The 24478-nt window shown below is 58.5% G+C and carries 18 protein-coding genes; 10 read left to right on the forward strand and 8 right to left on the reverse strand.

Annotated features, from left to right (window positions below; genetic code table 11):
• The first annotated feature begins 317 nt into the window (after positions 1–317).
• The 6 genes from fadB to FEZ21_RS10135 all read left to right on the forward strand — a co-directional run bounded on the left by fadB (position 318) and on the right by FEZ21_RS10135 (position 7793).
• A complete protein-coding gene (gene fadB / locus FEZ21_RS10110) occupies positions 318–2465 on the forward strand; it encodes a fatty acid oxidation complex subunit alpha FadB (RefSeq protein ID WP_127195845.1) in 2148 nt (715 codons plus the stop codon).
• A 27-nt stretch (positions 2466–2492) separates the two neighbouring features.
• Positions 2493–3668: an acetyl-CoA C-acyltransferase FadA gene (gene fadA, locus FEZ21_RS10115; RefSeq protein ID WP_003446615.1), complete on the forward strand. Its 1176-nt coding sequence runs from the start codon at positions 2493–2495 to the stop codon at positions 3666–3668.
• An 86-nt stretch (positions 3669–3754) separates the two neighbouring features.
• Positions 3755–3991, forward strand: coding sequence for a DUF1653 domain-containing protein (locus tag FEZ21_RS10120; protein ID WP_003446616.1), 237 nt, complete (start codon positions 3755–3757; stop codon positions 3989–3991).
• A 114-nt stretch (positions 3992–4105) separates the two neighbouring features.
• Positions 4106–6733 (forward strand): type I DNA topoisomerase, encoded by a 2628-nt coding sequence (topA, locus tag FEZ21_RS10125; protein WP_160627012.1) that lies wholly within the window; start codon positions 4106–4108, stop codon positions 6731–6733.
• Between the two features lie 186 nt (positions 6734–6919).
• A complete protein-coding gene (locus FEZ21_RS10130; protein ID WP_003446619.1) occupies positions 6920–7441 on the forward strand; it encodes a DUF6586 family protein in 522 nt (173 codons plus the stop codon).
• A gap of 118 nt (positions 7442–7559) precedes the next feature.
• Positions 7560–7793, forward strand: a complete 234-nt coding sequence (locus FEZ21_RS10135; RefSeq protein ID WP_003446620.1) for a hypothetical protein — start codon at positions 7560–7562, stop codon at positions 7791–7793.
• Positions 7794–7868: 75 nt separating this feature from the next.
• Here the strand turns inward: FEZ21_RS10135 and sulA are convergent, their stop codons facing one another.
• Together sulA and lexA are read right to left on the reverse strand one after the other, a co-directional pair.
• Positions 7869–8342 carry an SOS-induced cell division inhibitor SulA gene (gene sulA, locus FEZ21_RS10140; protein ID WP_003446622.1) on the reverse strand — a complete coding sequence of 158 codons (474 nt, stop codon included), beginning with the start codon at positions 8340–8342 and terminating at the stop codon, positions 7869–7871.
• Between the two features lie 10 nt (positions 8343–8352).
• Positions 8353–8961: a transcriptional repressor LexA gene (gene lexA / locus FEZ21_RS10145; protein WP_003446624.1), complete on the reverse strand. Its 609-nt coding sequence runs from the start codon at positions 8959–8961 to the stop codon at positions 8353–8355.
• Between the two features lie 254 nt (positions 8962–9215).
• Between lexA and FEZ21_RS10150 the strand changes: the two genes are divergently transcribed.
• Entirely contained in the window at positions 9216–9923 is a 708-nt protein-coding gene (locus FEZ21_RS10150; RefSeq protein WP_160627014.1) for a TetR/AcrR family transcriptional regulator, read from the forward strand.
• Between the two features lie 160 nt (positions 9924–10083).
• Complete coding sequence (gene nagZ, locus FEZ21_RS10155) at positions 10084–11082, forward strand: beta-N-acetylhexosaminidase (protein WP_177412936.1); 999 nt, start codon at positions 10084–10086, stop codon at positions 11080–11082.
• A gap of 62 nt (positions 11083–11144) precedes the next feature.
• Here nagZ and FEZ21_RS10160 read toward each other — a convergent pair whose 3' ends face one another.
• Positions 11145–13847: a DEAD/DEAH box helicase gene (locus FEZ21_RS10160; RefSeq protein WP_003446629.1), complete on the reverse strand. Its 2703-nt coding sequence runs from the start codon at positions 13845–13847 to the stop codon at positions 11145–11147.
• Between the two features lie 11 nt (positions 13848–13858).
• A complete protein-coding gene (mfd, locus tag FEZ21_RS10165; protein WP_003446631.1) occupies positions 13859–17308 on the reverse strand; it encodes a transcription-repair coupling factor in 3450 nt (1149 codons plus the stop codon).
• Between the two features lie 287 nt (positions 17309–17595).
• On the opposite strand from mfd, the gene FEZ21_RS10170 reads away from it, so the two are divergent.
• Positions 17596–19059 (forward strand): glyceraldehyde-3-phosphate dehydrogenase, encoded by a 1464-nt coding sequence (locus tag FEZ21_RS10170; protein WP_029612746.1) that lies wholly within the window; start codon positions 17596–17598, stop codon positions 19057–19059.
• Positions 19060–19336: 277 nt separating this feature from the next.
• Here FEZ21_RS10170 and FEZ21_RS10175 read toward each other — a convergent pair whose 3' ends face one another.
• Both FEZ21_RS10175 and FEZ21_RS10180 read right to left on the reverse strand, forming a co-directional pair.
• On the reverse strand, positions 19337–20635 hold the full coding sequence (locus FEZ21_RS10175) for an MFS transporter (protein ID WP_003446635.1): 1299 nt from the start codon (positions 20633–20635) through the stop codon (positions 19337–19339).
• A gap of 154 nt (positions 20636–20789) precedes the next feature.
• Positions 20790–21353 carry a chalcone isomerase family protein gene (locus tag FEZ21_RS10180; RefSeq protein WP_160627016.1) on the reverse strand — a complete coding sequence of 188 codons (564 nt, stop codon included), beginning with the start codon at positions 21351–21353 and terminating at the stop codon, positions 20790–20792.
• 319 nt (positions 21354–21672) lie between these two features.
• Between FEZ21_RS10180 and sthA the strand changes: the two genes are divergently transcribed.
• Positions 21673–23067: a Si-specific NAD(P)(+) transhydrogenase gene (gene sthA / locus FEZ21_RS10185; protein ID WP_003446640.1), complete on the forward strand. Its 1395-nt coding sequence runs from the start codon at positions 21673–21675 to the stop codon at positions 23065–23067.
• A gap of 42 nt (positions 23068–23109) precedes the next feature.
• On the opposite strand, the gene FEZ21_RS10190 is transcribed toward sthA, so the two are convergent.
• Positions 23110–23832: a glycerophosphodiester phosphodiesterase gene (locus FEZ21_RS10190; RefSeq protein WP_003446642.1), complete on the reverse strand. Its 723-nt coding sequence runs from the start codon at positions 23830–23832 to the stop codon at positions 23110–23112.
• A gap of 31 nt (positions 23833–23863) precedes the next feature.
• On the reverse strand, positions 23864–24448 hold the full coding sequence (locus FEZ21_RS10195; protein ID WP_003446645.1) for a PilZ domain-containing protein: 585 nt from the start codon (positions 24446–24448) through the stop codon (positions 23864–23866).
• Positions 24449–24478 lie beyond the last annotated feature (30 nt).

Below are 24478 nucleotides of genomic sequence, written 5' to 3' on the forward strand. Positions count from 1 at the left end.
CGATGCAGGCACCGCGTTTTGCTTGAAACACCGCGGTGATGCAATGGCGGGGCAAGCCCGCTCCTGCAGGGTGGTTTTGTCATCGTTGTTTTGGACAATTGACAATCGCGGGCTTTTCCCTGAAGGTGTCGACACCCAAATCAAACGGGCGTATGAATTGAGCGTTTGTCTTCCTCGACGGCGCTCACAGAACCCCGACTATCGCGTTGGCGGGTGTGCCTGGCGGCCTGGCATCAACATTGACGCAAAGGTCAGTGACAGCCAGACGCTAGCGTCCGACGTGTACTGTTCAGCTTCCATATCGTGGAGATCAGTTGATGATTTACGAAGGTAAAGCCATCACGGTTACGGCTCTTGAAAGTGGCATCGTCGAACTCAAGTTCGATCTCAAGGGTGAGTCCGTCAACAAGTTCAACCGTCTAACCCTGAACGAATTGCGTCAGGCAGTGGATGCGATCAAGGCAGATGCTTCGGTCAAGGGTGTTATCGTTTCCAGCGGCAAAGACGTGTTTATCGTCGGCGCAGACATCACCGAATTCGTCGAAAATTTCAAGTTGCCGGATGCTGAGCTGATCGCGGGTAACCTCGAAGCCAACAAAATCTTCAGTGCTTTCGAAGACCTCAATGTACCTACCGTTGCGGCCATCAATGGCATCGCGTTGGGTGGCGGTCTGGAAATGTGCCTGGCAGCGGACTTCCGCGTCATGGCCGACAGCGCCAAGATTGGCTTGCCTGAAGTAAAACTGGGCATCTACCCGGGCTTCGGCGGCACCGTACGTTTGCCGCGTCTGATCGGCGTGGATAACGCTGTTGAATGGATTGCCTCGGGTAAAGAAAACCGCGCTGAAGACGCCCTGAAAGTCGGCGCCGTTGATGCTGTTGTCACCCTGGACAAACTGGGTGCAGCTGCGCTGGACGTGATCAAGCGCGCCATCAGTGGCGAGCTGGACTACAAGGCCAAGCGCCAGCCAAAGCTTGAAAAACTCAAGCTGAACGCAATTGAACAAATGATGGCTTTCGAAACCGCCAAAGGTTTCGTCGCCGGCCAGGCCGGACCAAACTACCCGGCCCCGGTTGAAGCGATCAAGACTATCCAGAAAGCCGCGAACTTCGGTCGTGACAAGGCGCTGGAAGTTGAAGCCGCAGGTTTCGCCAAACTTGCAAAAACATCGGCTTCGCAATGCCTGATCGGGTTGTTCCTCAACGACCAGGAATTGAAGAAAAAGGCCAAGGCCTACGACAAGATTGCCAAAGACGTGAAGCAGGCAGCCGTACTCGGCGCTGGCATCATGGGCGGCGGTATTGCCTATCAGTCGGCTTCCAAAGGCACGCCGATCCTGATGAAAGACATCAACGAACACGGCATCGAGCAAGGTCTGGCAGAAGCCGCCAAGCTGCTGGTAGGTCGCGTTGATAAAGGTCGCATGACCCCGGCGAAAATGGCCGAAGTGCTCAACGGTATTCGTCCGACCCTGTCTTACGGTGATTTCGGCAACGTCGACCTGGTGGTCGAAGCTGTAGTCGAGAACCCGAAGGTCAAGCAGGCCGTACTGGCTGAAGTGGAAAACCACGTCCGCGAAGACGCGATTCTGGCGTCCAACACTTCGACTATCTCCATCAGTTTGCTGGCCAAGGCCCTCAAGCGTCCGGAGAACTTTGTCGGCATGCACTTCTTCAACCCGGTGCACATGATGCCGCTGGTTGAAGTCATTCGTGGCGAGAAATCCAGCGACCTGGCTGTAGCAACCACCGTTGCCTACGCCAAGAAAATGGGTAAAAACCCGATCGTGGTCAACGACTGCCCGGGCTTCCTGGTCAACCGTGTGCTGTTCCCGTACTTCGGCGGTTTCGCCAGGCTGGTCAGCGCCGGTGTCGACTTTGTGCGCATCGACAAAGTGATGGAAAAATTCGGCTGGCCGATGGGCCCGGCGTACCTGATGGACGTGGTCGGCATCGACACCGGTCACCACGGTCGTGACGTGATGGCTGAAGGCTTCCCTGATCGCATGAAAGACGATCGCCGCTCGGCGATTGACGCTCTGTACGAAGCCAAGCGCCTGGGCCAGAAGAACGGCAAGGGCTTCTACGCCTACGAAGAAGACAAGCGCGGCAAGCAGAAGAAAGTCGTTGATTCCAGCGTACTTGAAGTGCTCAAGCCGATTGTCTACGAGCAGCGCGACGTGACTGACGAAGACATCATCAACTGGATGATGATCCCGCTGTGTCTGGAAACCGTACGCTGCCTGGAAGACGGCATCGTTGAAACTGCGGCCGAGGCCGATATGGGTCTGGTTTACGGCATTGGCTTCCCGCTGTTCCGTGGCGGCGCATTGCGCTACATCGACTCGATCGGTGTTGCACAGTTCGTGGCCCTGGCTGATCAGTACGCTGAACTGGGCGCGCTGTACCACCCGACTGCGAAGCTGCGCGAGATGGCCAAGAACGGTCAGAGCTTCTTCGGTTAAGCGCCCCATTAGAGTGAGAGTGAAATTATGAGCTTGAATCCTAGAGACGTGGTGATTGTTGACTTCGGTCGCACCCCGATGGGCCGCTCCAAGGGTGGCATGCACCGCAACACCCGTGCTGAAGACATGTCTGCGCACCTGATCAGCAAAGTGCTGGAGCGCAACAACAAGGTTGACCCGAACGAAGTGGAAGACGTGATCTGGGGCTGCGTAAACCAGACCCTGGAGCAGGGCTGGAACATCGCACGCATGGCGTCGCTGATGACCCAGATCCCACATACTTCGGCCGCGCAAACCGTGAGCCGGCTGTGCGGTTCGTCCATGAGCGCCCTGCACACTGCTGCCCAGGCGATCATGACCGGTAACGGTGACGTTTTCGTGGTCGGTGGCGTCGAGCATATGGGTCACGTGAGCATGATGCACGGCGTTGATCCTAACCCGCACATGTCGCTGTACGCGGCGAAAGCCTCGGGCATGATGGGTCTGACCGCTGAAATGCTGGGCAAGATGCATGGCATCACCCGCGAGCAGCAGGATGCCTTTGCCGTGCGTTCTCACCAGTTGGCCCACAAGGCGACCATTGAAGGCAAGTTCAAAGACGAAATCATCCCGATGCAGGGATATGACGAAAATGGCTTCCTGAAAATGTTCGACTACGACGAGACCATTCGTCCGGATACGAGCATGGAAAGCCTGGCTGCGTTGAAGCCGGCCTTCAACCCCAAGGGCGGGACAGTGACTGCGGGCACTTCGTCGCAGATTACCGATGGTGCCTCGTGCATGATCGTAATGTCGGCCCAGCGTGCAAAAGACCTGGGTCTTGAGCCGCTGGCAGTGATCCGCTCGATGGCTGTTGCCGGTGTGGATCCTGCGATCATGGGCTATGGTCCTGTACCGGCCACGCAAAAAGCATTGAAGCGCGCAGGCTTGAATATGGCCGATATCGACTTCATCGAGCTCAACGAAGCTTTCGCTGCACAGGCCCTGCCGGTGCTGAAAGATTTGAAAGTGCTCGACAAGATGAATGAGAAGGTTAACCTGCACGGCGGTGCCATCGCCCTGGGCCATCCATTTGGATGTTCGGGTGCTCGCATCTCCGGCACTTTGCTCAATGTAATGAAGCAAAATGGCGGCACTTTCGGGTTGTCCACCATGTGCATTGGTCTTGGCCAGGGCATTGCCACTGTCTTCGAACGCGTCTAAAGCGTTGCGTTGATGGAAGCCGGGGCCATGTGCCCCGGTTTTTGTTTTTTGGATGTTTTGAATTTTTTTCTTTTAGGGAGCGCAACATGTCGGTACAACTTGGGCTCTACCAACACTATAAAGGCCCGCAATATCGGGTGTTCAATGTGGCGCGCCACTCCGAGACCGAAGAGGAGGTCGTGTTTTACCAGGCCTTGCATGGTGAATTCGGCTATTGGGTGCGTCCGCTGAAAATGTTTATTGAAACGGTCGAATATGAGGGCAAAACAGTCCCCCGATTCGCTCTGGTAAAGGCTGAACCGAGTATTTTTCCCAAGCCATGAGGCGAGGTCGCGCAGAACCCTGTGCTTGACCTCACCTTGTAGCCACTATATATAGCGGTGCCGCGTCAGGCGCGAACCGCCTTTCACTTCTAGAATTCAGGAATTTTCTGATCCATGGGCAAATCGCTGGTCATTGTGGAATCCCCGGCTAAGGCCAAGACCATCAACAAGTACTTGGGTAACGAGTACGTGGTGAAGTCGAGTATCGGCCATATCCGAGACCTGCCCACCAGCGGTTCGGCTAGCGCCAGCAAAGAACCTGCTGCCAAGCGCGGCAAGGCGGCGGCTGGTGAAGTGCCGGCCCTGTCGCCAAAAGAGAAGGCTCAAAAGCAGCTGATCTCGCGCATGGGTGTCGATCCGGAACATGGCTGGAAAGCCAAGTACGAGATCCTCCCGGGCAAGGAAAAGGTCATCGAAGAGCTGCGCCGGCTCGCCAAGGATGCTGACACCATCTATCTCGCAACCGACTTGGATCGCGAGGGGGAAGCCATTGCCTGGCACCTGCGCGAAGCCATCGGTGGTGATGACAGCCGCTACAAGCGCGTGGTGTTCAACGAAATCACCAAGAAGGCGATTCAGGAAGCCTTCTCCAGGCCGGGCGAGCTGGACATCAACCGTGTCAACGCCCAGCAGGCGCGTCGTTTCCTCGACCGCGTGGTGGGTTACATGGTTTCGCCGCTGCTGTGGGCGAAAATCGCCCGTGGCCTGTCGGCCGGTCGGGTGCAGTCGGTTGCCGTGAAGCTGGTGGTTGAGCGTGAGCGTGAGATCCGTGCCTTCAACCCTGAAGAATACTGGGAAATCCACGCCGATCTGGGCACTGCCAAGGGCGCGAAAGTGCGCTTCGACGTTGCCCGTGAAAAAGGCGAAGCCTTCAAGCCGCTGAACGAAACTCAGGCCATGGCGGCGCTGGAGAAGCTAAAAGCCTCCAGCTACACCATCTCCAAGCGTGAAGACAAGCCGACCAGCAGCAAGCCTTCTGCGCCATTCATTACTTCCACCCTGCAACAGGCCGCGAGTAACCGCCTGGGCTTCGGGGTGAAGAAAACCATGATGATGGCCCAGCGTCTGTACGAAGCCGGCTACATCACGTATATGCGTACCGACTCCACCAACCTTTCGGCTGATGCCGTGGAAATGGCGCGCACTTACATCGAGGGTGAGTTCGGTGCTGCCTACCTGCCGCCGGCCCCCAACGTATATAGCAGCAAGGAAGGCGCGCAGGAGGCTCACGAAGCCATTCGTCCTTCTGACGTAAACACCGATCCAAGCAAGCTGTCGGGCATGGAACGTGATGCTGAGCGGCTCTACGAGCTTATCTGGCGCCAGTTTGTTGCTTGCCAGATGCTGCCGGCCAAATACCTGTCGACCACCGTCAGCGTCGCTGCTGGTGACTTTGAGCTGCGTGCCAAGGGCCGTATCCTGAAGTTCGACGGCTACACCCGGGTCATGCCGCAAATTGCCAAGCCTGGCGACGACGATGTACTGCCGGACATGGCCCAGGGCGACGTGCTGAAACTGATCGAACTCGATCCGAGCCAGCACTTTACCAAGCCGCCTGCGCGTTACTCCGAAGCCAGCCTGGTAAAAGAGATGGAAAAACGCGGTATCGGTCGTCCTTCGACCTACGCCGCGATCATCGGCACCATCCAGGATCGTGGTTACGTGGCGCTGCATAACCGCCGCTTCTACTCCGAAAAAATGGGCGACATCGTTACCGAGCGTTTGTCCGAGAGCTTCTCTGACCTGATGGACTACGGCTTTACCGCCGGGATGGAAGAAAATCTCGATGATGTGGCGCACGGTGAGCGCGACTGGAAAAACGTGCTGGACGAGTTCTATGGCGACTTCAAAAAGAAACTTGAAGTAGCGGCCGCGCCGGAAGGCGGGATGCGTGCCAACCAGCCGGTAATGACCGACATCCCGTGCAAAGAGTGCGGGCGTCCGATGCAGATTCGTACCGCGTCGACCGGTGTATTCCTGGGTTGCTCGGGCTACAGCTTGCCGCCTAAAGAGCGCTGCAAGGCCACGGTAAACCTGGTGCCTGGCGACGAAATTGCTGCCGACGACGAGGGTGAGTCCGAATCGTTGGTGCTGTTGGGCAAGCACCGCTGCCCGATTTGCAGCACCGCGATGGATGCGTACCTGCTGGATGAGAAGCACAAGCTGCACATCTGCGGTAACAACCCGGATTGCACCGGCTACGAAATCGAAGAAGGCAGCTACCGCATCAAGGGCTACGAAGGGCCAAGCCTGGAGTGCGACAAGTGCGGCAGCGAGATGCAGCTCAAGACCGGTCGTTTCGGCAAGTTCTTCGGTTGCACCAACGCCGAATGCAAAAACACCCGCAAACTGCTGAAAAGTGGTGAAGCTGCGCCGCCGAAAATGGACCCGGTAAAAATGCCGGAGCTCAAGTGCGAGAAGGTCAACGACACGTATATTTTGCGTGACGGTGCTTCGGGGTTGTTCCTGGCGGCCAGCCAGTTCCCGAAAAACCGCGAGACCCGTGCGCCGCTGGTGATTGAAATCGTGCCGCACAAGGACGAGATCGATCCCAAGTACCACTTCCTGTGTGAAGCGCCGAAGACGGACCCGGATGGTCGTCCAGCGGTGATTCGCTACAGTCGCAAAACCAAGGAGCAGTACGTGCAGACTGAAGTTGAAGGCAAGCCGACAGGCTGGCGTGCCTTCTACGACGGCAAAAGCTGGAAGGTTGAAGACAAGCGTAAAGAGAAAGACGCCTGATTTAGCGTGACGGCTTAACAAAAAACCGCGCAAGGGCTGCATGCCTTGCGCGGTTTTTTTGTGATTGTCCTGTACGGGCCTGTGGTAACTGCACCAAAAGCGCAGGATTGGCGCTTGCTCCCGTAGCCCCTGATCCCTGAGACTGCTCAGTCTGCACTTATCCAATTCGCTGTGGAGCGCGCCCGCATGGCTCATGAACTCTATACCCGCACCAATCAGAAAATTTACTTCGCCGGTCTGGCCCTGGATGCCATGAACAAGGCCGGCGAAGGTCGGGCCATGAATGCTCAGGCGCTGGTACAGGCCGAACGCGAATCAGCGGTGTTCCATTTGTATGGTGCATTGCTCGGGCTGTGCCATGAAATCGCGGGTTTCTACCGTCTGCCTCAGGCCGGCGCGCCCAGGGTTGAACTGTTGCTCACTCAGGAGGTGCTGGAGGCAATAGCCATCCCCGAACTGGCAGAAATGGTCGAGCTGGCGCGTGCGCCGCAAACCTGGCTGGCCCAATTGATCGCCGCCCATGGGGCGTTGTACCAGCCGTTGCAGGCTCCGAAAAAGGTCAAGGCAGATGTCTTCCAGCCCTTGATCGTAGCGGTCAATCTGGAGGACGAGACACCCGGGGAGTTAGGCCGGGAAACCTTGGAAGAGTGGCGCCAGAACTTGAAATCCCTGGCTGTCCGCTTTCGCGACGGGCTCAATGAGTGCTGATGGTCGAAGGCAAAACTGTACAGTCATTCATCAGTCTGTAATGAAACCAGCACAGTTCCTGGCAAATTCCCAGTGGATGACTGATATAATCCCGCGCTTTCGTGGAGAACAAACTTTTATGCCAACGTCCTTTCTTGAAATTGTCGAATTGCCAGACGGCCGTATCGAGTTGCGTCGGGCTGAAGACGAGGGGTCTTTGGTGACGCTGAACTTCTCTGAAGATGCCAAGGCTTTTCTTCAGGGTCAGCACGTAGAGGTGGCCAAGGCCATGCTTAGCGTAGGTGTGCAGATGGCGGGCCGACTGGCCGAAGGCGAACTCGAAAAGGATGACGGACCGCGTATTCTTCATTAAGACGCGATCCATGCCCCAGGCGTGTCACGGACCGGCTTTTGTATTCAGCAAAAGCCCTGTGACAACGTCCGCTGTTTAGCCCAGACGAATATTCAAACTTTGCCCGTGACCGGTGCGTGCTGCACCAATCAGCTGTTGGCGGGCTGCGGCATTCAGTGGATTGATCCAGCTGACCACCGTGTGGCTTCGGCCCAGGCGCAGAGCTTCGCAGGTGAGTTGCAGCGTGCTTTTATTGCCGTTGGGCTGCAGCAGCAAAATACGTTCACGGTTGAGGCCGGCATCCCGTAGCCAGCTTTGAGTCAGGCTGGCGGGTGGCGCTATCAGTGTCAGCCAGCGGTCGTCCGGTTGTTCGCTCAGTTCGCGCAGCATAGGCGCAAGCAGGTTCAGGCAGTTTCCGGCAGCACCGCGCAGCGACAGTTCACTGAATGCTTCGGGTTCGACGCTCCAGGGTGAATCGAGCACGTCTTTGATCGCGGGGGTCATTGGTTTTGCCATGAACGCCTCGAAAAGATTGAGTTGTGCTGGCAGCGGTGTGTGTGGGAACTGCATGAAGCCTCCTTTAGCGGCGAATGACGCCGACACTCAAGCCTTCAATGACCAGTTCCTGGTCCTTGAGGTTGACTTCAATCGGGGCGAAGTCAGGGTTCTCGGCGATCAGCCAGACCTTGTTACCTTCACGCTTGAAGCGCTTTACCGTCACTTCGTCGTCGATGCGGGCCACGACAATCTGGCCGTTACGGGCTTCGCGACAGGTATGAACGGCAAGCAGGTCGCCATCAAAGATGCCGACGTCCTTCATGCTCATGCCTTGCACCCGCAGCAAATAGTCAGCGCGCGGATGGAAGAAGGTCGGGTTGATATTGCATGACTCTTCGACGTGCTCCTGCGCCAGGATTGGGGCGCCGGCAGCAACCCGGCCGATGATGGGCAGGGTGGATTCGTCGGACTTGGCTTCGAAACCGGGGATGCGAATGCCCCGCGATGCTCCCGGAGTCATCTCGATGGCACCCTTGCGGGCTAGGGCCTTGAGGTGTTCTTCGGCGGCGTTCGGCGACTTGAAGCCCAGCTCCTGTGCGATCTCGGCACGGGTGGGCGGGTATCCGTTGTCATCCAGGCATCGCTTGATGAAGGCCAGGATCTCAGCTTGGCGTGGCGTCAGTTTTAGCATGTTGATCGCTCTGTCTTTTTATACAGTGACTGGGATTATATACAGTGATAGCTGATTGGCAATCACCCATTTTCAGGAGTCCGCCGGACGGTCGCCTGTCAGGCTGCGCACTTTATCAGCTGCGACCCGGCGGGCCGAGGCTGTGGTTAAATGCGAAACCGCCCGGTCGCAATGTGAATACGTCACCTTGACTTTTTACAAGCTGAAACGTATGTTTCAAACAACTGTTTAAATGTTTGTCAGGCGGAGTAGCCATGGCCCAGTCGGAAACCGTTGAACGTATCCTTGATGCTGCCGAGCAGCTGTTCGCGGAAAAAGGGTTTGCCGAAACCTCATTGCGGCTGATTACCAGCAAGGCCGGGGTTAATCTTGCGGCTGTCAATTACCATTTCGGTTCAAAAAAAGCGCTGATCCAGGCAGTTTTTTCGCGGTTTCTGGGGCCTTTCTGCACCAACCTCGATCGAGAGCTGGAGCGCCGTCAGGCCAGGCCGGAGAATCGGCCCACCCTTGAAGAACTGCTGGAAATGCTGGTGGAGCAGGCGCTGGTAATCCAGCCCCGCAGCGGCAATGACCTGTCTATCTTCATGCGCTTGCTGGGGCTGGCATTCAGTCAGAGCCAAGGGCATTTGCGGCGCTACCTTGAAGACATGTATGGCAAGGTTTTCCGCCGCTACATGTTGCTGGTCAATGAGGCCGCCCCGCAAATCCCCCCGATCGAACTGTTCTGGCGCGTGCATTTCATGCTCGGCGCGGCGGCTTTCAGCATGTCCGGAATCAAGGCATTGCGCGCCATTGCCGAAACCGACTTCGGGGTAAACACCTCGATCGAACAGGTGATGCGTCTGATGGTGCCTTTCCTCGCCGCAGGCATGCGTGCTGAAAGCGGCGTGGTTGATCCGGCAATGGCCGCCGCACAGCTTCGTCCCCGCAGCAAAACCCCGCAGGTCAGCGTCAAGGTTTGACCTGCTGCGGGTGGGCGTGGCAGCTGAGTTCCGCTAAGCTAGCTGCCATGTTCGTTCCTGATCCATTTCCTGTTGCCGACTCGCTGCTGTCTCATTCAGGTGAGGCCCGTAGCCCTGTGTCCGCTATTTTTTATTTAAAGGATTATCCATGAGTTCTGCCCTGCAAGGCTCCTTGATGGTGGACGTCGCCGGTACCTGGCTGACGGCCGAAGATCGGCAATTGTTGCGCCAGCCTGAAGTGGGCGGGTTGATCATTTTTGCCCGTAACATCGAGCACCCGCGCCAGGTGCGTGAGCTCAGTGCGTCGATTCGCGCCATTCGTCCTGACTTGCTGCTGGCGGTCGACCAGGAAGGCGGGCGGGTTCAGCGTCTGCGTCAGGGCTTCGTGCGTCTGCCGGCCATGCGCGCAATTGCCGATAACCCCAATGCCGAGTACCTGGCCGAACAGTGTGGCTGGATCATGGCCACCGAAGTGCTGGCTGTCGGGCTGGACCTGAGCTTCGCCCCGGTACTGGATCTGGATTACCAGCGCAGTGCTGTGGTCGGTAGCCGTTCATTCGAGGGTGACCCGCAGCGTGCAGCAGTGTTGGCCGGGGCGTTCATTCGCGGGATGAATGATGCGGGCATGGCTGCAACCGGCAAGCATTTCCCCGGTCACGGCTGGGCCGAGGCCGATTCCCATGTAGCGATTCCCGTAGACGAACGCAGTCTTGAGCAGATCCGCAGCCATGACCTGGTGCCATTTGCCCTGTTGAGCAAGCACCTGGCGGCAGTCATGCCGGCCCATGTGATCTATCCGCAAGTGGACAGCCAGCCAGCCGGATTTTCCCGTCGCTGGTTGCAGGATATTTTGCGCGGCGAGCTTGAGTTTGACGGCGTGATCTTCAGTGATGATCTGTCGATGGCCGGCGCCCACGTGGTCGGCGATGCTGCCAGCCGTATCGAAGCGGCGCTGTCGGCCGGTTGCGACATGGGCCTGGTGTGCAACGACCGGGCAGCGGCCGAGCTGGCACTCAGTGCAGCGCAGCGTCTGAAGGTGACCCCTTCACCGCGGATTGCCCGCATGCGTGGCCAGGCGTGGGCCAGCACCGACTATCGCGAGAGCCCGCGCTGGCTGGTGGCGATGGGTGCGCTTAGAGATGCCCAGCTGATTGATTGAAGGGCCAATGCAATAAAACTGCAGGAGCGTCGACCGGCTGCTCCTGCAGCATTCACGTTGTTTCAGCGCTTTTCGATTTTCGGCGGCAACGGTGCAAACAGCGCATCGATGTCGTCGTCCTGCAGTTTCCAGTCTCCGGCTATGCGGCCATCCAGAACCCCTGCGGCCAAATCCGATTTTTCCTGCTGCAAGTGCTGGATTTTCTCCTCCACGGTGCCGCGGGCAATCATCTTGTACACAAACACCGGTTTTTCCTGGCCGATGCGGTAGGCGCGGTCGGTCGCCTGGTTTTCCGCCGCTGGGTTCCACCACGGGTCGTAGTGGATCACGGTGTCAGCCTCGGTCAGGTTCAAGCCCACGCCGCCAGCCTTCAGGCTGATCAGAAAGATTTGCAGGGTGCCGCTCTGGAAGTCCTTCACCGGTGCGCGACGGTCACGGGTTTGCCCGGTGAGGATGGCGTAGCGCACCTTGCGTTTCTGCAGTTCGGCTTCGATCAGCCCGAGCATCGAAGTGAACTGCGAAAACAGCAGGATGCGCCGGCCTTCGGCGAACAGTTCTTCAAGCATCAGCATCAGGCTGTCGAGCTTGCCGGAGGTGCTGCCTTTTTTCGGCGGGGTGTCACTGACCAGTCGCAGGTCGCAGCACACCTGACGCAGTTTTAGCAGGGCTTCAAGAATGATGATCTGACTGCGACCCACACCTTTGCGGGTGATTTCGTCGCGGACCTTTTTGTCCATGGCCAGGCGCATGGTCTCGTACACATCGCGCTGGGCTTCGTTGAGATCCACCCAGTGGATGATCTCGGTCTTGGGCGGCAGTTCGGTCGCCACCTGCTCCTTGGTGCGGCGCAACAGAAAAGGCTTGATCCGTGCGTTGAGGTGCTGCAAACGCTCGTCGCTGCCCTGGCGCTCGATGGGCACCCGGTAATCGCGGTTGAAGGTTTTGACATCGCCCAGCCAGCCGGGCAGCAAGAAGTGGAACAGTGACCACAGCTCGCCCAGGTGGTTTTCCAGCGGTGTGCCGCTCAGGCACAGGCGCTGACGTGCATTCAGTTCGCAGGCCGCCTGTGAGGCCTTGCTGCCGGGGTTCTTGATGTACTGCGCCTCATCCAGCACTAGTACATGCAGCGGCAGTTTTGCCAGCTGTTCAATGTCTTTGGGCAGCAGCGCATAGGTGGTCAGGATCACGTCATAGTCGTTGAGGTGCTCAAAGTGCTTTTTACGCGTCGCGCCATACAGCGCCAGCACCTTGAGCTGCGGGGTGAAATGCGCTGCCTCGTCGAGCCAGTTGGGGATCAGGCTGGTGGGCATGACCACCATGGCCGGGCGATCCAGGCGCCCGGCATTTTTCTCGCAGAGGATATGCGCCAGGGTTTGCAGGGTTTTACCCAGCCCCATGTCATCGGCAAGAATCCCCCCGACCTCCAGTTGACGCAGTGACTGCATCCAGCTCAGGCCTTCCAGCTGGTAGGGGCGCAGGTTGGCGTTGAGGCCCTCGGGAGCTTCGACGCTGAAGTCCTTGATATCCCGCAGGCGCTGGGCAAAGCCGCGGATGTGCTCGCCGCCTTCCCAGCGCAGGGGCAATGCATCCAGGGCGTTAAGCCGCGGTGCGTCGGCACTTTTGATCCGCAGGCTGGTGGCGCCCGGCTCTCCCAGATAAAACTCGTCCAGGGTCGCCAGCACCGGTTTCAGGCGGCCATAGGGCAGAGCCACTTGCAGCGGGCCGTGGCCACTGTTGGGAGTGGTGGGGATGTTCACCAGAATCAGTTCGTCGTCCCGGCGCCTGGCCAGTTTTTCCGGGCTCAGCAGATCGGTATGGGAGCGCATCAGGTTCAACAGGATCGGCAGCAAACTCAGGCGCTGGCCGTTGACGATGATCCCCAGTTCCAGGTCGAACCAGTCGTGCTCCGGGGCCTCGTCGACGTTGGCGTACCAGTCTTGCACCGGGCTCAGGTCAAAACCGAAGTCTTCATCGATCTGCAGTTCCCAGCCCTGTTCGCGCAGGCCGGGCATTTGATTGAGGGTGAAGTTGAGCCAGGCACTGTCGTTGACCATTTCAAACAGCTCGCCGGCGCTTTCAGGCAGCGCCTTGCTCTGGCGGGTAGCGATTTTGAAACCCAGGGTGCGCAGTTGCTCGCGAAAGGCGTTTTCCGCCTCCGGCTGGCGTTTGATGCGCAGGGTCTGGTGTTCCTGGCGAATCAGGATGTCGGCGTTTTTTTGCCCGCTGGCGTATTGCTCGAGGTAATTGAACGACAGCGCGGCGCGGTGCTGGATATAACGCTGCATCTTGCCGTTGCGCGGTTCAAAGGCGCTGAACTCGGCACTGGCCAGCCATAGGCGCGGCACCGGTTGCACGTCATCGATCAGCACTTCGGGCAGGTTGGCAGGGCGACGCGAGTCGAGTACGGCCTGGAGTTTTTCCAGAAGCTCGGCGTCCTGGGCGGCGGCAGGGTAGTTCAAGGTTTCTTCAATCTTCAGTAATACGGCAGCAGTGTGCTTGCAATTGGCCCGCACCGGGCAGGTGCAGTTGGCGCTCACCAGCAGCAATGTGCCTTTGGCCGAGTCGCGCAATTCAATGGTCTGGCGGTAGGTGTTTTCGCCCGAGCCCTGACAGCTGGCAGTAATCAGGCTGTCACCGATCTGCACAATCCTGACGCGGTTTTGCCTGGCGTAGCTGCGGCCACGTTCCAGGCTTTGCTCTTTGAAGCGACTGACCCAGGTCGGTGCGAGCGGCTTGGTCAGTTGCGGGGTCAGGCTCACGGACATGGGTACTTCATTCAGGGCGACTTCGGTGTCAGGCGCTCAAACAGCGCCTCAATAGTGTTGAAGCGTTCTTCGGCACGTTCCATCGGCACCATGAATTTGAACACGGTGGCGCCTTCGAATTTGTAACGGTTGGGCTGGCCTTGAATCAGCTTGATCAGCACCAGCGGGTCAACCGGGGTGTCCGCGGCAAACTCGATGCGTCCGCCCTGGGGGCCGGCATCGACTTTTTTGATACCCAATTGTTCGGCCTGCAATTTGAGCAGGGTAATGCGCACCAGATTTTTGCTTGGCTCGGGCAGCAGGCCAAAGCGGTCGATCATCTCGACCTGCAAATCCTTGAGACCGTCTTCGTCGCTGGCATTGGCAATGCGTTTGTAGAGGATCAGCCGGGTGTGCACATCCGGGAGATAGGCTTCAGGAATCAGCGCCGGTACCCGCAGGTTGATTTCCGGCCCGCCGCCCAGGGGCTGGTCGAGGTTGGGCTGTTCGCCCTTGCGGATCGACTTCACCGCGCGCTCGAGCATTTCCATGTACAGGGTAAAGCCGACGGCCTGGATCTGGCCGCTTTGGCCGTCACCGAGCAGTTCGCCCGCACCACGGATTTCCAGGTCATTGGTGGCCAGCACAAAGCCGGCCCCCAGGTCCTGGGTATTGGCGATGGCTTCCAGACGCTTTTGCGCGTCGCCGGTAATTTGCTGGCGCGGGGGTGTCAGCAGGTAGGCGTAAGCCTGGTGGTGGCTGCGTCCAACCCGGCCGCGCAACTGGTGCAACTGAGCCAGGCCGAACTTGTCGGCGCGCTCGATGATGATGGTGTTGGCGCTCGGCACGTCGATGCCGGTCTCGATGATGGTCGAGGCGATCAGCACGTTGAAACGTTTGTGATAGAAGTCGCTCATCACCTGTTCGAGTTCGCGCTCGCGCATTTGCCCGTGGCCGATACCGATCCGTGCTTCTGGCACCAGCTCTGCCAGTTCGGCGGCGCATTTCTCGATGGTTTTGACATCGTTGTGCAGGTAGTAAACCTGGCCACCGCGTAACAGTTCACGCAACAACGCCTCTTTGACGGTGCTGTTGTTCTGCTCCATGACAAAGGTGCGCACCGACAGGCGGCGGGCAGGCGGGGTGGCAATGATCGACAGGTCGCGCATGCCGGACACGGCCATGTTCAAGGTGCGCGGGATTGGCGTTGCGGTGAGGGTCAGAATGTCGACCTCGCTGCGCAGGGCCTTGAGCTGTTCTTTCTGGCGTACCCCGAAGCGGTGCTCTTCGTCGATGATCACCAGGCCGAGGTTTTTGATTTTGACGTCGTCCTGCAGCAGCTTGTGGGTGCCGATCACGATGTCGATCTTGCCTTCGGCCAGCTGGGCCACGGCGGCGTTGATTTCTTTGGCCGATTTGAAGCGGCTCATTACCTCTACCGTTACCGGCCAGTCGGCGAAGCGGTCGCGGAAGCTGTTGTAGTGCTGCTGGGCGAGCAGGGTGGTGGGCACCAGAATCGCCACCTGACGGCCGCCATGCACGGCAATGAAGGCGGCGCGCATGGCCACTTCGGTTTTGCCGAAGCCCACATCGCCACACACCAGCCGGTCCATTGGCTTGGGCGACAACATGTCGGCGCGCACGGCTTCGATGGTGGTTTGCTGGTCCGGGGTTTCCTCGAACGGGAAGCCGGCGCTGAAAGTTGCGTAATCGGCCTTCGGATCGGCAAACGCATGGCCTTCACGGGCAGCCCGTCGGGCATAGATGTCCAGCAGCTCGGCAGCCACGTCACGGACCTGCTCGGCGGCTTTGCGCTTGGCTTTTTGCCAGGTTTCCGAGCCCAGACGATGCAGCGGTGCCAGTTCATCGTCGCTGCCGGTGTAGCGGGCGATCAGGTGCAGGTTGGCCACGGGCACGTAGAGCTTGGCGCCCTCGGCGTATTCCAGGGTCAGAAACTCGGCCACCTGATTGTCGACTTCCAGCGTCGCCAGCCCTTGATAGCGGCCGACCCCGTGGTCGATATGTACCACCGGTGCGCCTTCGCGCAGTTCGGTGAGGTTTTTGATCACTGCATCGTTGTTGGCGTCGGCGCGTTTTTCCCGACGGCGACGCTGCATCACCCGTTGCCCGAACAATGGGCTTTCGGCGATCAGGGCCAGGGCCGGGTCGTCCAGCAGCAGGCCTTCATCCAGCGGCGCAATGGTAATGGCCAGACGGTGTTTGCTGGCGACGAAGTCGGGCCAGTTTTCGACGGTTTTCGGGCGAAGTTTCAGACGTTCCAGCAGTTCGAGCAGCACTTCGCGGCGACCGGCAGATTCGGCGGTAAACAGCACGCGGCCATCAAACTGCTCTAAAAAGCCGGACAATGCCGCCAGTGGCTGATTGGCCTTGGCTTCTATCGCCAGATTCGGCAACGGCCGGGCCGGGAAGCGCTCGCGGCTGCTGCCGGTATCTACGTCGTCCTGGCTGGCGACTACCCGTGGCCAGTTTTTCAGCCGGGCGAAGCAGTCGTCCACCGGCAGGAACAGCTCGGCAGGGGGCAGTAACGGGCGGGACGGGTCGATGCGGCGTTCTTCGTAGCGGTTGCGCACGTCAGACCAGAAATTCTCCGCGGCCTGCTCGATACCGGGCAGCGAGAACACTTGCGTATCCCCCGGCAAGTAATCGAACAGGGTCGAGGTTTCATCGAAAAACAGCGGCAGGTAGTACTCGATACCGGCCGGGGTGATCCCGCTGCTCAGGTCCTGAAAGATCGGGCAACGGCGGAAATCCACATCGAAGCGTTCGCGAAAGCGCGCCTTGAACCGGGTTACAGCATCTTTTTGCAGCGGAAACTCCCGGGCCGGTAGCAAGCGTACCGATTCGACCTTGTCGATGGAACGCTGGGTTTCCGGATCGAAAGTGCGCAGGGTTTCGATTTCGTCGTCGAACAGGTCAATCCGGTAGGGCAGTTTGCTGCCCATCGGGAACAGGTCGATCAAGGCACCACGTACCGCGAACTCGCCGTGTTCGTACACCGTGTCGACGCAGCGATAACCGCTGGCCTCAAGCCGGGTGCGCATTTGCTCGACGTCCAGCTTCTGGCCGATATCCAGCACCAGGCTGCTACCCAGCAAAAACCGGGTCGGAGCCAGGCGATGTAGGGCGGTGGTGATCGGCACTACCAAAACGCCATGACTCAGTTCCGGCAGCCGGTACAGGCTGGCGATGCGCTGGGAAATGATGTCCTGGTGCGGCGAGAACAGATCGTAGGGCAGGGTTTCCCAGTCGGGAAAATGCAGCACCGGCAACTCGGGCGCGAAAAACCTCAATTCCTGCTCCAGGCGTTCGGCGCTTTGGCTGTCGGCGGTCAGGAGCAGGGTGAAGCGCTGGGCGGCGCTGGCAGCTTCGGCGATTGCGAGGCTCAGGGCGGCACCGGGCAGATTGCCCCAGTGCTGTTTACCTGCAGTGGCAGGGAGTTTCGGTAGACGCAGGACGGGCACGGAAGGTTGAGCTCCAAGCGTTGCGACAAAGTCGGCAATTGTAACGGGCCAAGGGGCTGGCTGTCAGTTGCAGTCTTTAAAGGGGGGGTGAATTCTGTACGTGATACCGGACATGGGGCTGTCACGGGGGAGGATCAAGGGCTGAAAACCCATGAAAACCAGGGTGTTATAAATTTTTTTACCTTTATTTGCTGGGGCTTAAACGTTTCAGTTCGGGCGTGTGACAGGCGTGCATTGCCCAGGCAGGGGCGCAACTGCATAATGTAGCCCCTTTTTTCAGCCCCTACATGTGGAAGGTTCCCGTGACTCAGAAGCCCGACCAGTGTCTTGGTGAATGGATCGACCGTGAAGCACTCGCAGAAGCGATGATCCCGCTAATCGGTCAGCTCTACCGCAATAACAATGTGGTGAGTTCGATCTATGGCCGCAGCCTGATCAACCGTTCAGTCATCGCGATTCTCAAAGCTCATCGCTTTGCCCGTCATCGCCAGTCCGATGACAGCGAATTGTCCGTACACGAAACTTTCCCTCTGCTTAAAGCAATGAGCGAGCTCAAGCTCGGTGCTGCTTCGGTAGACCTGGGCAAGCTGGCCGTTAAATTCAAGGCCGAAGCCAATGGCCGTACTGCCGAGCAGTTCGTGCGCGAAGAACTGGCCGATGTAGTGGGTCAGCAAAATGCTTCTGCCCGCAAAGGCACTGACGTTGTGCTGTACGGCTTCGGTCGTATCGGCCGTCTGCTGGCGCGCATCCTGATCGAAAAAACCGGTGGTGGCGACGGTCTGCGTCTGCGTGCCATCGTTGTGCGCAAAGGTGCCGAAAACGATCTGGTCAAGCGTGCAAGCTTGCTGCGTCGTGACTCGGTACATGGTCCGTTCGATGGCACCATCGTTATTGATGAAGTCAACAACACCATCACCGCCAACGGCAACCTGATCCAGGTGATCTACGCGAAGAACCCGACTGAAGTGGACTACACCCAGTACGGCATTCAGAACGCATTGCTGGTGGACAACACCGGTGTATGGCGTGACGCCGAAGGCCTTGGCCAGCACCTGGCTTGCCCTGGCATTGACCGTGTGGTGTTGACCGCACCGGGCAAAGGCAAGCTGAAAAACATCGTTCACGGTATCAACCACGGCGAAATCACCGCAGACGACAAGATCGTTTCGGCGGCATCCTGCACCACCAACGCCATCGTGCCGGTGCTCAAGGCTGTCAACGACAAGTTCGGCATCGTCAACGGTCACGTTGAAACGGTTCACTCGTACACCAACGACCAGAACCTGATCGACAACTTCCACAAGGGCGACCGCCGTGGCCGTAGCGCCGCGCTGAACATGGTTATCACCGAAACCGGCGCTGCCACCGCTGCTGCCAAGGCTCTGCCCGAGCTGGCCGGCAAGCTGACCGGTAACGCGATCCGCGTTCCGACACCAAACGTTTCGATGGCCATCCTCAACCTGAACCTTGAGAAGCCGGCTACCCGTGAAGAAATGAACGAGTACCTGCGCTACATGGCGCTGCACTCCGATCTGCACAAGCAAATCGACTACGTGAACTCCCAGGAAGTGGTTTCCACTGACTTCGTAGGTTCGCGTCACGCCGGTGTGGTCGATGCTGAAGCGACTATCTGCAATGACAACCGCGTTGTTCTGTACGTGTGGTACGACAACGAATTCGGTTACAGCTGCCAGGTAGTTCGCGTGATGGAAGACATGGCCGGGGTCAACCCGCCAGCGTTCCCGCGCTAAGCAACCGCCGCAACTGAAAACGCCCCGACTGGTTCGGGGCGTTTTTGTGTGCGCTGTAAAATTGTCAAAAACATCGCGAGGCGAGCTCGCTCCTACATGGTTTTAGCTGTTAGCCGGGATTGCGGCTTGAGCGGTACGCAGTTCGTGTTTATTGCCACGGAACAGCACTACGGTGGCAATCAGGCCCGGTGCAGTCGCCAGGCTAGTAGGAGCGAGCTTGTCTCGCGATCTTTTAGAAGATCAAAACATCGCGAGGCGAGCTCGCTCCCACATGGTTTTAGCTGTTAGCCGGGATTGCGGCTTGAGCGGTGCGCAGTTCGTGTTTATTGCCGCGGAACAGCACTACGGTGGCAATCAGGCCCAGTACCGCTGCGCCCGTCAGCCACAGGCCCGGTGCCGCCTTGTTGTCCAGTACGTGGATCAGGTAGGTGCAAGCCGCCGGAGTAAAGCCGCCAAAGGTCGCAGTGGCCAGGCTATAAGCCAGGGAGAAGCCTGTGGTGCGCACCTCGACCGGCATGATTTCGGTAAGGGCCACCACCATGGCGCCGTTGTACGAGCCATACAGGAACGACAACCACAACTCGACGATCAGCAGATGGCTGAAGCTCGGGTTGGCCACCAGCCAGGACAGCGCCGGATAAGCAGTCAGGATCGCCAGGAGGGTCGCGCCCAGCAGCAACGGTTTACGTCCTACCTTGTCGGACAGTGCGCCCATCACCGGCAGCCAGAAGAAGTTCGACAGGCCAATGCACACCGTCACCAACAGGGCATCGAAATCCGACAGGTGCAGTTCTGACTTGCCGAAGGTCGGGGTGTAAGCGGTGATCAGGTAGAACGACACGGTGGTCATCACCACCAGGGCCATGCCGCCCAGCACCAGTCCGAAGTTCTGACCGATGGAACGAACTATTTCACGCAGGGTAGGGTGATGCGTTCGGGCTTCGAACTCAGGGGTTTCTTCCATCGATTTACGGATGACAAAGATCACCGGCACGATCATGCAGCCGATCAGGAATGGGATGCGCCAGCCCCAGTCACCCATGTCTTCCGGGCTCAGCCAGTGGTTGAGGCCAACCCCGAGCAGGCCGGCGAACACCACTGCCGCTTGCTGGCTAGCCGATTGCCAGCTAACGAAGAAGCCTTTGCGACCCGGAGTGGCGATTTCCGCCAGGTATACCGAAACGCCGCCCAGTTCCACGCCCGCTGAAAAACCTTGCAGCAAGCGCCCCAGCAACACCAGTAACGGGGCTGCGACACCCAGGGTGGCATAACCCGGCACACAGGCAATCAGCACTGTGCCCATGGCCATCAGGGCGAGGGTAATGATCAGGCCTTTGCGCCGACCGTGACGGTCGATGTAGGCGCCGAGAAAGATTGCACCCAGCGGGCGCATCAGGAAGCCTGCGCCAAAAGTAGCCAGGGCAAGCATTAATGAAGCGAAGGCGCTGTCGGACGGAAAGAAGGTTTTGGCAATGGCCGTGGCGTAGAAGCCAAAGACCATGAAGTCGAACATCTCGAGAAAGTTACCGCTGACAACGCGAAAAATCGCCTTGCCTTTGCCCGTACTGGAGCCCATCAGAAATCACCCGCTGTTATCTGTTTTATGCGTAATCCATGTTTTTTACTCGTCCACACTGCAAGATCAAGGCTTGTGCCGTTGTGCAAAACAGTTTTGTAACGATATGTGTATCCGTTGCTGTAGGCAACTGCAGTTGCAACTACAGGATGGCTCAGGGGGTATGCGCCAGCAGGGTCTGGCGCAGCTTTTCAGGAAGTCCGTCCGGGCCGAGCCAGATGCCGAGATAGGCCTTGGCCAGCTCCGGATCGGAGCTGTTGAAGATAACTTTGCCATTGCGTTCAAGGTTCAGGCCGCGTTGCGGGTCATAGTCCAGGGCGTAGCGATCGCCCCGTTTGATATGGCCAAAGCTGGCCTGCAGTTGTTTCAGCGGTTGTTCCAGGCGGGCGAGGGTGGCGGCAGGCTGCTGGCGTTTGAGAATGGCTGCAGAAGCCCGGGTTACATCGCTGTGATCGAGGTCGCGCAGATAGAACAGTTCCAGGCGCATGGCGCGCTGTTCATCGAACGCTTGTTGCGGGGTGAGGCCGGGCCGGGTGAACAGTGCTGCGGCATAGATGTCGGCCCACAGATACGTCAGTACGATCTGGCCCCTGCGCTCCATGGGCTGCGAGCCTCCCTGCCACTGTGCGGCAAAGCCGGCTTGTTTGAGCTGCGCGGATTCATCGGCGAGGGCTGCGGCGCTAAAAGTCAGCACCAGGGCGATCAACAGCTGGCGCATGGACGCAATCCTGATCGATGGGTGGTTAAAGGTTATGCCAGTTTTGTGAAAGCATGACGAAGATCTGTGCAGGAGCGAGCTTGCTCGCGAGCATTTGATCTTGAAGAGCCCGCCAGCAGGCTAGCTCCTGCAGGGGGGCACGCGTCTGAACGATGCGCCGCGGACAAAAATAGTTTTCGACCAGACCAAGGGTTAATGTTCGTGGCCTTCAGGCTTCTATAGACTGTGCCCCACGTTTTGATCCTTCATGCCGCTGGCCGCGACATGATTTAGCCGCAGGTGCCCAAATGGGGGCCGCGGCCTGTTCTGAGGAGTACGCATGGCTGTCTACAACTACGACGTAGTGGTACTGGGTTCCGGCCCGGCGGGAGAAGGTGCGGCAATGAACGCCGCAAAAGCGGGACGCAAAGTGGCGATGGTCGATAGCCGGCGCCAGGTGGGCGGCAACTGCACGCACTTGGGCACTATCCCTTCCAAAGCCTTGCGTCACTCGGTTCGCCAGATCATGCAGTTCAACACCAACCCGATGTTCCGGGCCATTGGTGAGCCGCGCTGGTTCTCGTTTCCGGACGTACTGAAAAGCGCCGAAAAAGTCATCTCCAAACAAGTGGCATCGCGTACCGGCTTCTATGCGCGCAATCGCGTAGACCTGTTCTTCGGTACCGGCAGCTTCACCGATGAGCAAACCATTGAAGTGGTGTGCAGCAACGGTGTCGTCGAAACCCTGATGGCCAAGCAAATCATTATCGCCACCGGCTCGCGTCCGTATCGCCCGGCCGATATCGATTTCTCTCACTCGCGTATCTACGATAGCGACACCATCCTCAGCCTGGGACATACCCCGCGTAAGCTGATTGTTTACGGCGCCGGGGTGATCGGCTGCGAATACGCGTCGATCTTCAGCGGTCTGGGGGTATTGATCGAGCTGGTGGACAACCGTGAGCAATTGCTCAGTTTCCTCGACTCCGAGATCTCGCAGGCGCTGAGCTACCACTTCAGCAACAACAACATCACGGTTCGCCACAACGAAGAATACGAGCGGGTTGAAGGCGTCGAAAACGGCGTGATTCTGCACCTCAAGTCCGGCAAAAAGATCAAGGCAGATGCCTTGCTCTGGTGCAACGGGCGTACCGGCAACACCGATCAGCTGGGTCTGGAAAACATCGGGATCAAGGTCAATGGCCGCGGCCAGATCAGTGTCGATGAAAACTATCGCACCACAGTGCCCAATATCTATGGTGCCGGTGACGTGATTGGCTGGCCAAGCCTGGCCAGTGCTGCCCATGACCAGGGCCGCTCCGCCGCTGGCAGTATTGTGGATAACGGCAGCTGGCGTTTCGTGAACGACGTGCCAACCGGTATTTACACGATTCCGGAGATCAGCTCGATCGGCAAGAACGAGCAGGAGCTGACCCAGGCCAAAGTGCCGTATGAAGTGGGCAAGGCGTTCTTCAAGAGCATGGCGCGGGCACAGATTGCCGGCGAGCCCCAGGGCATGCTGAAAATCCTGTTCCACCGTGAAACCCTGCAAGTGCTGGGCGTTCACTGCTTTGGCTACCAGGCATCCGAGATCGTGCACATCGGTCAGGCGATCATGAACCAGCCGGGCGAGCTCAATACCCTGAAGTATTTCGTCAATACCACGTTCAACTACCCGACCATGGCTGAAGCCTATCGGGTAGCCGCTTACGATGGCCTTAACCGGCTTTTTTGAGCGGCTCCGGCCGGTGGCCTGAGCCGGCCGGGGAGACCGATTTCAGCTTTTCCCGAGGGTGGCAGTGGCCAAACCGGGAAAGTCTGTAATCAGGCTATCTACGCCGAAGTCGGCGAGCCTGCGCATTAGTGCAGGCTCGTTGACCGTCCACACCGATACATGCAAACCCTGCTGTTGTGCTTTCTCAAGGCGCTCGGGGGTGCATAGCGTCCAGTTCAGCGCCAGCATGTCACAGCCATAACCTTGCGCGACCTTGATCGGGTCGAGCCAGGCGTATTCGGCTACCAGTCCGCGGGACAGGTCCGGGGTCAGCTCCAGCGCGGCCTTGAGCACCTCACGGGAGCTTGAGGTGACGGTGACCTTGTCCATGATGCCGTGGCGCACCGCCATTTCACGAATGGCCAGTACCGTGCTTGCAGCCCGGGTGCGGGATGCGCTTTTGACTTCCAGCTGCCAGTGCTCGAAGTTGCATTTCTCGAACAGCTCTTCAAGACGCGGGATCGGGCATGGCTGCATCCAGCCGGGGCCGCCTTTGCGCGCGTCATAGGTCGCCAGATCCGCTGCGGTATGTTCACTGACCTTGCCGCGGCGGTCGGTGGTGCGCTTGAGGGTCGAGTCGTGGATCACCATCAGCTCGCCGTCTTTGGACAGGTGCAGATCAAGTTCGCAGCGACGTACGCCGTGTTTGAGACATTGCTCAAAGCTGGCAAGAGTGTTTTCAGGTGCTTCGCCTTTGGCGCCGCGATGGCCGTAAATCAGAGTCACAATTGCTCCTTGGTAGGTAGCGCCTGAGTATTCATTCGGGCGCGGATTCGTGTTGTTCGCGGGCCAGGCGGCGTGCCTGTGCCTGTTTTTGCAAAATGTGGCGCGCTAACAACTGACGTTGGGTGTCGTTAAGGGATTCAAATTCGGTGTCGATGCTGTAGCCGCCGTCCTGCGCCAGGCATCGCACGACGCGTGCCCGCAGCAGCAGCCCAAGGGCTTGTGGCATCAGTACCAGTTTGACTGCAAGGTGGCTGTCGGTCGGGTAGGGGTGCGGGTGATGAAACTCGATTCCGCCTTCGGACAGCGTCACCGGCTGTAGCTCGCCGATTTGGCCCAGCACGGTTTGCGCCACGATCTGGCTCAGCAGATCGACGCGTTTGTTAAGGGTTTTCAGGTAGCTGGAAACAGTGCGGTCGCGCTCGCTGATCTGGCGCAGCAGGTGCTGGGACTCGAATTCGCTAAGGTGCAGCTCACTGAGTAAATTGAACAGTGGAGACGCATCTTGCAACACTTCGCTGGTAGCGGCTTCGGAGGCCCTTAGCGGGGTTATTTCCAGTGCGATCAGATCTTCGATACGGTAGTATTCGCGGCGATCTGCGTCATTTAATGTCGACATGGCGAACCCGTGATGGCGGCTGTGGTCTGA

Source organism: Pseudomonas sp. 9.1(2019) (assembly GCF_009910445.1).
Lineage (GTDB): Bacteria > Pseudomonadota > Gammaproteobacteria > Pseudomonadales > Pseudomonadaceae > Aquipseudomonas > Aquipseudomonas paraversuta.

Bases quoted from the DNA above. Each gene is read 5' to 3' on its own strand.
- fadB (WP_127195845.1), top strand. From the start codon at position 318: ATGATTTACGAAGGTAAAGCCATCACGGTTACGGCTCTTGAAAGTGGC.
- fadA (WP_003446615.1), top strand. From the start codon at position 2,493: ATGAGCTTGAATCCTAGAGACGTGGTGATTGTTGACTTCGGTCGCACC.
- FEZ21_RS10120 (WP_003446616.1), top strand. From the start codon at position 3,755: ATGTCGGTACAACTTGGGCTCTACCAACACTATAAAGGCCCGCAATAT.
- topA (WP_160627012.1), top strand. From the start codon at position 4,106: ATGGGCAAATCGCTGGTCATTGTGGAATCCCCGGCTAAGGCCAAGACC.
- FEZ21_RS10130 (WP_003446619.1), top strand. From the start codon at position 6,920: ATGGCTCATGAACTCTATACCCGCACCAATCAGAAAATTTACTTCGCC.
- FEZ21_RS10135 (WP_003446620.1), top strand. From the start codon at position 7,560: ATGCCAACGTCCTTTCTTGAAATTGTCGAATTGCCAGACGGCCGTATC.
- sulA (WP_003446622.1), bottom strand. From the start codon at position 8,342: ATGCAGTTCCCACACACACCGCTGCCAGCACAACTCAATCTTTTCGAG.
- lexA (WP_003446624.1), bottom strand. From the start codon at position 8,961: ATGCTAAAACTGACGCCACGCCAAGCTGAGATCCTGGCCTTCATCAAG.
- FEZ21_RS10150 (WP_160627014.1), top strand. From the start codon at position 9,216: ATGGCCCAGTCGGAAACCGTTGAACGTATCCTTGATGCTGCCGAGCAG.
- FEZ21_RS10160 (WP_003446629.1), bottom strand. From the start codon at position 13,847: ATGTCCGTGAGCCTGACCCCGCAACTGACCAAGCCGCTCGCACCGACC.
- FEZ21_RS10170 (WP_029612746.1), top strand. From the start codon at position 17,596: ATGTGGAAGGTTCCCGTGACTCAGAAGCCCGACCAGTGTCTTGGTGAA.
- FEZ21_RS10175 (WP_003446635.1), bottom strand. From the start codon at position 20,635: ATGGGCTCCAGTACGGGCAAAGGCAAGGCGATTTTTCGCGTTGTCAGC.
- FEZ21_RS10180 (WP_160627016.1), bottom strand. From the start codon at position 21,353: ATGCGCCAGCTGTTGATCGCCCTGGTGCTGACTTTTAGCGCCGCAGCC.
- sthA (WP_003446640.1), top strand. From the start codon at position 21,673: ATGGCTGTCTACAACTACGACGTAGTGGTACTGGGTTCCGGCCCGGCG.
- FEZ21_RS10195 (WP_003446645.1), bottom strand. From the start codon at position 24,448: ATGTCGACATTAAATGACGCAGATCGCCGCGAATACTACCGTATCGAA.